Below are 9,118 nucleotides of genomic sequence, written 5' to 3'. Positions count from 1 at the left end.
TTCGGCGAGGGTGGGCTGCATGGAGAGGGGCAGGAATTCATCGCGTGTGAGCGCGGTCTGAATCAGGACCACAGGATCGCCGCTGCCCCTGATGTGCGTCTCCAAAACGGCGTCCGGAACCTGGATCTGACGCCACGCCCTCGAATCCATCGCAGATCCTCCTCCTCGAGCGCCACAGCGCACGTGTACTACCAAGTTTCCAGGCATTGACGCCTCCCGGGAAGCTGTTGTGCAGATCGCCCTGTTCGGCGGGTAAGGGAGGCTTTGTGACCCCTGCATTACTCAGCGCGCTGCCTTTTCAGTAGTGGTTGCCTAAGCTACTCGAATGACTGATTCCACAGTTCCGGACCCCTCGTACCTCCGGCAGATCGATTCCGAGACGAGAAAACTGCTGGCTGCCGCCACTGCGCAGGAGTCGCCCTTCGCCGGCGCCCCCGCGGAACTCGCGGAAAAGGTGGAGCAGGCGGTCAACGGGCTGACGCACACGCTCAACGACGTTGTGCACACCCTGCATGCCCATCCGGAAACGGCGTTCAAGGAGTACTCCAGCGTGAAGCTGCTGCAACAAACCCTCATCCGCCACGGAATCGACGCGCGGACCGGAGTCCATGGCGTGGAGACCTCGGTGTGGGCCGAGGTGGGGGACGGCTCGCGGGGCAGGACCATCGCGGTGCTCGCCGAATACGATGCGCTGCCGGGAATCGGCCATGCCTGCGGCCACAACGTGATCGCCGCGGCGGGAGTGGGAGCGTTCCTCGCCCTCGCGGCTGTGGCTGACCAGCTTCCCGGGCGGGTGGTTTTCCTGGGGACACCTGCCGAGGAAGGCCATTCCGGCAAGGAGATCCTGGCGCGCAACGGTGCCTTCGACGGCATCGATGCGGCTCTCATGGTGCACCCCTACGGCTATGACCTCGCCGACCAGGTGTGGCTCGGCCGCCGGCTGCTGACCATCATCTTCACCGGCGTCGAAGCGCACGCGTCGGCCCAGCCGTTCATGGGACGGAACGCGCTGGACGCCGCGAACCTCGCCTACCAGGGCATCGGGCTGCTCCGCCAGCAGCTGCCGCCGTCGGACCGGGTGCACAGCAACATCACCGAGGGCGGTCAGAGTCCCAACATCATTCCGGGGCGCGCGGTGATGAAGCTCTACGCACGCTCCAAGTACCCCGAAACCCTGAAGGACCTCAGCGCACGCCTCGAGGACGTTGCGCGGGGTGCAGCGCTCATGACCGGCACCGGCGTCGAGCTGCTGTGGGACGAGCATCCGCCGTCGCTGCCCATCCGCACCAACACTGCCCTGACCGGCCGCTGGGTCGCCGCCCAGCAGCGGCGCGGACGTTCCCCGCTGCCGCTGGGCGTCGTCTCCGAGGCGCTCGCCGCCTCCACCGACTTCGGCAACGTCAGCTACCGCATTCCGGGCATCCACCCCCTCATCCGCATCGCGGATCCGGGCACCGCGCTCCACACCGAGGGCTTCGCCCGGGCAGCGGACACCGAGGCGGCCGAGAACGGCGCGTCCGACGGCGCAGCGGGGCTTGCACTCACCGCCCTCGACTACCTGTGCGACGAGAACCTGCAGCACTCGGTGCACGAGGAATTCGTTGCCCAGGGCGGCGCCATCGATGTTCCTGCCTACTTCAACTGACCCGCAATTCGTGAGGAGCACGTGCCAATGGCATCAACCGCCGAAACCCGAAGTAGCGTAACCGATCGTTTCCTGACCGGGGTGGAGAAGGTGGGCAACAAGCTTCCCGACCCCTTCATGCTGTTCCTGATCCTCTTCAGCATCACCGCCGTGCTGACCACTGCCATGGCGTGGGCCAACGTGACGGTGCAGATTCCCGGGGCGGAGGAAGTCACCGCGATCAAGGGTCTCTTCACCGCGGAGGGGCTCACCTGGCTGACGCAGAACCTCGGCGCGAACTACCTCGGCTTCCCACCGCTGGCCACCGTGCTGCCGATCCTCCTGGCCGTCGGAGTCGCCGAGAAGTCGGGCCTGCTGGCAGCCCTGATCCGTAAGGCGTTCGGTTCCGCCCCGCGCTGGGCGCTGCCCTACGCCGTCGGGGCGGTGGGCGTCACGGGTTCCATCATGTCCGATGCCGCCTTCGTGGTCATTCCACCCCTGGCCGCCCTCGTATTCAAGGCCGCGGGGCGACACCCCGTGGCCGGCCTGCTGGGCGGATTCGCCGCAGCCGGCGCCGGTTACTCCACCAACATCCTCGTCACGAGTCTCGACGCCCTCTTCGCGGGGATCACGACGGCGGTCACCGAGACGCTGCCCAACCCCGGTGCCGCGGTGACTCCGGTGTCGAACTACTACTTCAACGTCGTGTCCTCGATCGTCCTGATGCTGATTGCGGGCTTCATCATCGACAAGGTGCTTGAGCCACGACTGTCCAGGCAGGGCGTACCTGTCGACGAGGTCCACGACGACGATGCCGCGGCCGACGGCGGGGCGGTCACGAATGCCCCGGTCGTCGGTGCGGCGGGTGGCGCAACACCCGGCGCGAAGTCCCCAGGTGCAGGATCCGCCGGTGCGCGCCGAACCGCCCCGACGCTGAGCTCGGAACTCGAGCCCGCCGAGGCGAAGGGCCTGAAATGGGCCCTGATCGTCGGCGCTGTGGTCGCCGCCGTCATTCTCCTGGCCGTTCTTGTTCCCGGCTCACCCTGGCGCAACGAGGAGGGCGGCTTCCTTCCGAGGTCACCGCTCCTGAGCTCGATCGTCTTCATTGTCTTCACCCTCTTCACCGTGCCGGGACTCGTGTACGGCAGGGTGGTGGGCACCATTACCACGGGCCGGGACGTGCCGCGCGTCATGGGTGAGGCCATCAAGGACATGGCCGGCTTCCTCGTGCTGGCGTTCATCCTCGGGCAGTTCATCGCCCTGTTCAACTGGTCGGGGATCGGCCAGTGGATCGCTGTCGCCGGTGCCGGCGGGCTGCAGGCCGTCGGTCTCACGGGGTATCCGGCGATCCTCGCCTTCATCCTGCTGGCATCGCTCCTGAACCTGTTCATCATCTCCGGATCGGCGATGTGGACCCTGATGGCGGCCGTGTTCGTCCCGCTGTTCGTCCTGCTCGGTTATGAACCGGCGTTCATCCAGGCCGCGTTCCGCGTGGGCGACTCCGCGACGCAGGTCATCACCCCGCTCAACCCCTACATGATCGTGCTGCTGACCATGCTGCGGAAGTACGAGCCGGAGGCCGGGCTCGGGACGCTCATGGCGCGCATGCTGCCGTTCGTCGTCCCTTTCTGGCTTGCGTGGGTGGCCATTCTGACTGGATTCTTCTTCCTGGACCTCCCTCTGGGACCGGGCAACGGAATCTTCATCGGTGGCTGAGGTGGAATAGGCGTCCGATGCCCCCGGTTGTCGGTAACGACGTCCTTTCCGCTGTTATGTTCCCGCTTTTCGACTCGAAGGAACCCCGTGACCACTGTCTACGCCCTGCATGAGAACCCGGAATGGTTTCCGCCGTTCGCCCGAGCGTTCGAGCAGGAGGGAGTAGACGTGGTCGAATGGCTCCTCACCGACGGCGTGCTGGACCTCGATGCCACACCTCCCGAGGGGGTTTTCTGGTCGCGGATCAGTGCCTCGGCCCACACCCGGGACCATCAGCTGTCGAAGGACTATGCGCGCTCGGTGCTGTCATGGCTCGAGGCGCATGGGCGGAGGACGGTGAACGGGCGGCGCGTGCTCGAGCTCGAAATGAGCAAGGTGGATCAGCTCACCGCGCTGCGGGCGGCCGGTATCGATACTCCCCGTACGGTGGCCGCTGTCGGCCGCGGGCGGATCATCGAGGCGGCGAAGGACTTCCCGGTTCCCTTCATCATCAAACACAACCAGGGCGGCAAGGGGCTCGGGGTGCGGAAGTTCGAATCCCATGACGAGCTCGCCTCCTATGTGGATTCCGACGAGTTCGAAGAACCGCAGGACGGCATCACCCTGGTGCAGGAATTCATACACGCAGCCGAGCCCTTCATCACCCGTGCCGAGATCGTGGGCGGGGAGTTCGTCTACGCGATCAAGGCCGACACCGCACGCGGAGGATTCCAGCTCTGCCCGGCGGACGCCTGCGCCATCGATCCGGTGAGCGGCAAACCCATCATGCCGCCCGGAGCGACCATTGCGCCCGAGCCGGACCAGCAGCTGTTCAGCCTGCGCGAGGGCTTCGATCACCCGATCATCGCCCGGTACGAAGAATTCGCGCGCCGCAACCACCTCGAGGTGTGCGGGATCGAGTTCATCGAAACGGCGGACTGCCGGGTGCTGACCTATGACGTCAACACGAATACCAACTACAACGCGACCGTCGAAGCTGTCGCCCCCCGTTCAGCGCCCAGGGAGCTGGCGAAGTACCTGAAGGCTCTGGGCTAGGGCCCGGAGGCCACGAAGGGAGGGGACATCACGCGCAAGCCACCTCCCCCTCGGGCGTTGCTGTGGGTCGTCACCGGGGTCATCCTCGTGGCACTCAGCCTGCGCGGGCCGATCGTGGCCCCGGCCCCGGTCATCGCGGACATCCAGGCGGAGGTCGGTTTCTCGGCAGCCGCGGCGGGTCTGCTCACCAGCCTGCCCGTGCTGTTCTTCGCCCTCGCCACACCCCTGGCGACCCGCGTGATCCGCCGCGCGGGCCCCGAGGCCGCCATCCTGCTGTGCCTCCTGGGTGTCCTGGTGGGATCAATCATTCGGTCAGCCGGCCCGGCGCCGGTGGTGTTGCTCGGCACCATTGTCATCGGCGCGGCGATCGCCGTCGGCAACATCGTTGTTCCGGTCCTCATCCGACGCGATGTGCCGTGGCAGCGGGTGTCCGGTGTGACTGCCGCGTACACCTCGGCGCTCAACCTCGGATCGATGATCACCTCCCTGGGCACCGCGCCGCTGGCCGCGGTGGTGGGCTGGCGCTGGGCGCTGGCCGGCTGGGCCGTGCTGCCCCTGGCCGGGTTCATCTTCTGGATCGGGATCTCCCGCCGACGGGCCCATGCGCCGTCGGCAGCGCCCGCCGCACCGTCCCCGTCCCGGGGCTCCGGCCGGGTACGACGCATCGGGTGGCTCCTGACCCTCGCCTTCTGCGGACAGGCGCTCGCCTATTACTCCGTCACTGCGTGGCTGCCCACCCTGCTGGCCGACACCCGGGGGCTCGGCCTGGCCGTTTCCGGTGCCACCGCATCCCTCTTTCAGGTAGCCGCGATTGCGGGCGCACTTGGGACTGCAGTGCTCGCCGCGCGCTCCCCGCCCTGGGTGCCGGTGGCCGTCATTGGAATCCTCTGGGTCAGCCTGCCCCTGGGTCTCCTGCTTGGGCCCGAGTGGTACGTCCTGTGGGCGATCGCCGGCGGGATCGCCCAGGGCGGCGGCTTCACCACCATCTTTTCGATCGTCGCCCGGGTGACCCGTTCGGATGGCGAGGCAGCGGGAATGTCCGCCAGGGTGCAGACGTGGGGCTACCTTTCCGCGGCCGCCGGTCCGCCCCTGGCCGGTGCGCTCCATGCCGCAACCGGAAGTTGGGATGCTCCGCTTGTGCTCGTCCTGGTCTCGACCCTCGCCTTCATTGCCGGCGGAACCCTGGTCGCCCTGGAAACACGACGCCCATCCGACGGGTGATGGAGGGACGTCGGGAAAGCGGTGGTTGCAAGGGCTCCGGGACGGTGGGCCCGGCCCTCGATGGTTTCATCGGCGCAGGAACGACGGCGGCAGGGCCGTCGTCGCCCCTGCAGGCTGCTACGGAATGACGGGGAGGACGCCCGCGTAGTCGGTGCTGTAACCGGTGACCGGCTGGTGGGGAATCTGCTCCCACACCTCGGGATCGGTGGCCTGAACCTCATCGGTAGCCAGACCGTGGAGGAGCGTCCGCATCGCAAGGATGTTCTGCTGGATGCTCTTGCCTCGCGCCTTCTGCCCCAGGGAGCCGTCGCTGGTGTTGCCGGAGGTTTCGAAGAAGACGACGGGGTTCGAATGGCCCTCTTCATTGAGTCCCTGGTAATTGAGTCCCAGCATCATTGCTGATACCACTCCGCCCTTGATATCGATTTCGAGACCATTGCCCACCTGGTATCGGTCCATGTTGATGTAGCCCGTACCGGAGAGCTCCTCGTAGACGTAACTGTGCATCTGCCGAGTCAGGGTGTCGTAGAGTCCGCCTTCAAGGCTGGGAAGTGTAGGGCCGCCCGGAGCGAGCGAGATACCAAGCGACAGCGTCACGTCGTCACCGGTCCCGAATTCCTTCTTGAGACCCTGGTGGTGAATGTCGATGCCGTAGGCCGGATCCACCATGGTCCAGTACTCGTAGAAGGCAAGCGATTCGCGTGCTTCGAACTTCCCGTCCACCCAGTCACGGTTGAGGTCGACTATGAGGTCCCGGCCGTCGGCGCCGACGCGGGGCTGGCCGGCGGCGCTGTCCCAGAGGACGGTCTGCCGGATATTCAGCTCGCTCCCGTCCGGGTTGTACATGGGAATGAAGTGGACGGTGAAGGCATCCCGGATTTCCTCATACTGCGGGGAGCCGTTGGTGCCGAGATCCTTGAGAAGGCTGAGGATCGCTTCAGCACCGTAGGGCTCATTCCCGTGGATACGTCCCTGCACCCACACATCCTGCGGACCGTCGCCGACGGTGGCGACATACAGGTCGCGGCCCTGCTCGCTGGTGTTCACCTCGGTGCCGGCTTCCGCCAGCGTGAAGACGTCTACACCGAACCGCGAGGTGTTCTCCAGCTTCAGGAGTTCCTTCACGGTGTCGTCGTAGGTGAGGATGCTGGAGGTGCTCGTGTTGCCCTCGGGCGAGGGAAAGTTGGCGTTCGCCTGGACGGGGGCAGCCACGATCAGTGGGGCGGCCACCAGGGCGGCCATGCCCAGTGCCCAGGTTCGTGGTGTTTTGGCCAGCTTGATCATCCTGTAGTCCTCCATTGGTTCGGGTGGGTGCAAGTAACGTATCCCGGTGCGGGTGGGGATGGACAGGATCGCCGGCTCGTCGCCCCGGATCAAAGATGAAAGGTCCAAAGACCGTGCTTTCGGTGGGCATACGGCACCTTATGGTTGCTATATGCAACAATCTGTCTCGGGGCCTACCATCGAAGAACGGACAATCCCGAACGACAGGAGGTCCCCGCCGTGGGACGGTTCACGAAGAAGGGCGAGGTCAACGAGGACGAACTGCCAAGCACCCTGCAGCGCTCCGATGAGAAGGCCCGGAAAACCTACGCGGCGACGCTTGAATCAGCCGAGGAACAGTATGGCGACGGGGAGCGGGCGCACCGCACGGCATATGCTGCCCTGAAGCACAGCCACGAGAAGGTGGGCGACCACTGGGAGCCGAAGGAGGAGAACGGCCCCTCCGACAGCCAGGCAGCAGGCGGGGCGGACACCTCCCGCGAAACCGCCGGTGGCGTGGATGCCAACGCGTCGAAGGACCACCTGTACCAGTTGGCGAAGAAGCTTGACGTGCCGGGCCGATCCTCGATGTCGAAGCCGGAACTGGTCGACGCCCTGCAGAAGGCCAATGACCGCAGGACCCGGCAGGCCCGGAAGGGAGGCTCCTGACCGCATTACGCCATGAAACCATTTCGTAATTGTGTTTGCTGAGGCTAGCCTTACTTCTACCCCGTCCCGATGGCCTCCCGTGGCCACAGAAGTCAAGGAGCCCCATGGCCCCCCTCGAATGCGCGGTCTTCTCACCGCCGCCGCTATTGCACTTTTCTCCCTTTCGGCCTGCTCCACCGGCCCCACTGATGGCGGATCAGCCGCTACCGGCGGCAACGACGGCGGCGCAGCCGATGCCTTCCCCGTCACCATCGAGCATGCATTCGGCGAGACCACCATTGAAGAGAAACCGGAGCGTGTGGCGACCGTTTCCTGGGTCAATGCCGACGTCTCACTGGCACTCGGCGTCGTTCCGGTCGGTATGCCCATCGACGTCTACGGTGGGAACGAGAACGGGTCCACACCGTGGAAGGACGCCAAGCTCGAAGAGCTCGACGCGGCCATCGGGGGCGAAAACGCTCCGGCGCAGTATTCCGATGTCGACGGCATCCCCTTCGACGACATCGCCGCCACCGATCCTGATGTGATCCTGGGCGTCTACTCGGGCCTGTCGCAGGAGGATTACGACACTCTCTCCGCCATCGCCCCGGTGATCGCCTACCCTGAGGTGGCCTACGGAACGGCGTGGCAGGATTCGACAAGGATCATCGGGGAGGCTCTCGGTCTGGCGGACCAGGCCGGCGAGCTCATCTCCAAGACCGAAGAAACGATCGACAGTGCTGCCGCCGAGTACCCGCAGCTCGAGGGGAAAACCTTCATCTACGGCAACCTCGAGCCGGCCGGAGCCGACGGCGTGAACATCTACACGGCGAACGACAACCGCCCCCGTTTCCTGGGTGAACTCGGGATGATCCAGGCCGACGTCGTCACCGAGAACACGCAGGGCAGTTCTGAGTTCTTCATCCCCTGGTCGGCGGAGCGGGCTAATGAGCTCGAGGCCGACGTCTTCGTCTCCTGGGTGCCCGATGCCGCGACCAAGGAGGCCATCAGTACTGACCCGCTGCTCAGCCAGATACCCGCGGTGAAAACCGGCGCACTCGTCGCCGACAGTGACAACACGCTTACCCTGTCCGTCTCCGCGGCCAATCCACTGAGCCTGCCGTGGGCGCTGGAGAGGTTCCTCCCACTGCTCGGTGAGGCAGCAGACAAGGCGTAGTCCCGTCGGCGTTGCCCTCGCGGCCCATCTGGGCTGGAATGGTAAGCGAACCGCAGCCCGCCGGACGAAGGGAAACATCATGGAGAAGCTTGAAGTCAACGAATTGCAGGAGGCAACGGCCTGGGACAGCGAAGGCATGAAGCTCGGGGAGGTGAACCAGGTGCACCTTGAGAAGGCATCAGGTCTTCCGGGCTGGGTCACGGTGTCGCTCGGCCTGCTCAATACCCGCAAGCACTACGTGCCCCTCGCCAAGGCGCGCCTTGAGGGCGCTGATCTCCACCTCGGCTGGACCAAGGAGCAGATCGGCGACTCACCGGATGCCGCGAGTGATCTGGAGCTCACAGGCGACGAGGAGCGGGCCCTGAGCGAGTACTACTCGCTCTGAAGCCGACCCACGACAAAAGCGGCCGGACAGTCCATGGACTGTCCGGCCG

General features: G+C 65.7%; 8 protein-coding genes. 7 read left to right on the top strand and 1 reads right to left on the bottom strand.

Annotation, left to right across the window (positions count from 1 at the left end; translation table 11 throughout):
• Window positions 1–325: 325 nt before the first annotated feature.
• The 4 genes from Y704_RS0105500 to Y704_RS0105485 all read left to right on the top strand — a co-directional run bounded on the left by Y704_RS0105500 (window position 326) and on the right by Y704_RS0105485 (window position 5,596).
• Window positions 326–1,645, top strand: coding sequence for a M20 family metallopeptidase (locus Y704_RS0105500; RefSeq protein ID WP_026549373.1), 1,320 nt, complete (start codon window positions 326–328; stop codon window positions 1,643–1,645).
• A gap of 27 nt (window positions 1,646–1,672) precedes the next feature.
• Window positions 1,673–3,340, top strand: a complete 1,668-nt coding sequence (locus Y704_RS0105495) for an AbgT family transporter (protein ID WP_051476729.1) — start codon at window positions 1,673–1,675, stop codon at window positions 3,338–3,340.
• A gap of 87 nt (window positions 3,341–3,427) precedes the next feature.
• A complete protein-coding gene (locus tag Y704_RS0105490) occupies window positions 3,428–4,375 on the top strand; it encodes an ATP-grasp domain-containing protein (protein WP_026549371.1) in 948 nt (315 codons plus the stop codon).
• 57 nt (window positions 4,376–4,432) lie between these two features.
• Window positions 4,433–5,596 carry an MFS transporter gene (locus tag Y704_RS0105485; protein WP_035771731.1) on the top strand — a complete coding sequence of 388 codons (1,164 nt, stop codon included), beginning with the start codon at window positions 4,433–4,435 and terminating at the stop codon, window positions 5,594–5,596.
• 117 nt (window positions 5,597–5,713) lie between these two features.
• Here Y704_RS0105485 and Y704_RS0105480 read toward each other — a convergent pair whose 3' ends face one another.
• Window positions 5,714–6,880, bottom strand: coding sequence for a M14 family zinc carboxypeptidase (locus tag Y704_RS0105480; RefSeq protein WP_026549369.1), 1,167 nt, complete (start codon window positions 6,878–6,880; stop codon window positions 5,714–5,716).
• 219 nt (window positions 6,881–7,099) lie between these two features.
• On the opposite strand from Y704_RS0105480, the gene Y704_RS0105475 reads away from it, so the two are divergent.
• The 3 genes from Y704_RS0105475 to Y704_RS0105465 all read left to right on the top strand — a co-directional run bounded on the left by Y704_RS0105475 (window position 7,100) and on the right by Y704_RS0105465 (window position 9,069).
• Window positions 7,100–7,528, top strand: a complete 429-nt coding sequence (locus Y704_RS0105475) for a ChaB family protein (RefSeq protein WP_026549368.1) — start codon at window positions 7,100–7,102, stop codon at window positions 7,526–7,528.
• 118 nt (window positions 7,529–7,646) lie between these two features.
• The gene (locus Y704_RS0105470) at window positions 7,647–8,684 is read left to right on the top strand and encodes an iron-siderophore ABC transporter substrate-binding protein (protein WP_035771728.1); all 1,038 of its coding nucleotides are present in this window, start codon (window positions 7,647–7,649) and stop codon (window positions 8,682–8,684) included.
• A 79-nt stretch (window positions 8,685–8,763) separates the two neighbouring features.
• Window positions 8,764–9,069 carry a PRC-barrel domain containing protein gene (locus tag Y704_RS0105465; RefSeq protein ID WP_026549366.1) on the top strand — a complete coding sequence of 102 codons (306 nt, stop codon included), beginning with the start codon at window positions 8,764–8,766 and terminating at the stop codon, window positions 9,067–9,069.
• Window positions 9,070–9,118 lie beyond the last annotated feature (49 nt).

The organism is Arthrobacter sp. Br18, from assembly GCF_000520555.1.
Lineage (GTDB): Bacteria > Actinomycetota > Actinomycetes > Actinomycetales > Micrococcaceae > Arthrobacter_D.
This window is presented reverse-complemented; position numbering and strand designations above follow the sequence as displayed.

What these genes read in the sequence shown, in the direction of transcription:
- Y704_RS0105500 (WP_026549373.1), top strand. Translation starts at nt 326, where the DNA reads ATGACTGATTCCACAGTTCCGGACCCCTCGTACCTCCGGCAGATCGAT.
- Y704_RS0105495 (WP_051476729.1), top strand. Translation starts at nt 1,673, where the DNA reads ATGGCATCAACCGCCGAAACCCGAAGTAGCGTAACCGATCGTTTCCTG.
- Y704_RS0105480 (WP_026549369.1), bottom strand. Translation starts at nt 6,880, where the DNA reads ATGATCAAGCTGGCCAAAACACCACGAACCTGGGCACTGGGCATGGCC.
- Y704_RS0105470 (WP_035771728.1), top strand. Translation starts at nt 7,647, where the DNA reads ATGCGCGGTCTTCTCACCGCCGCCGCTATTGCACTTTTCTCCCTTTCG.
- Y704_RS0105465 (WP_026549366.1), top strand. Translation starts at nt 8,764, where the DNA reads ATGGAGAAGCTTGAAGTCAACGAATTGCAGGAGGCAACGGCCTGGGAC.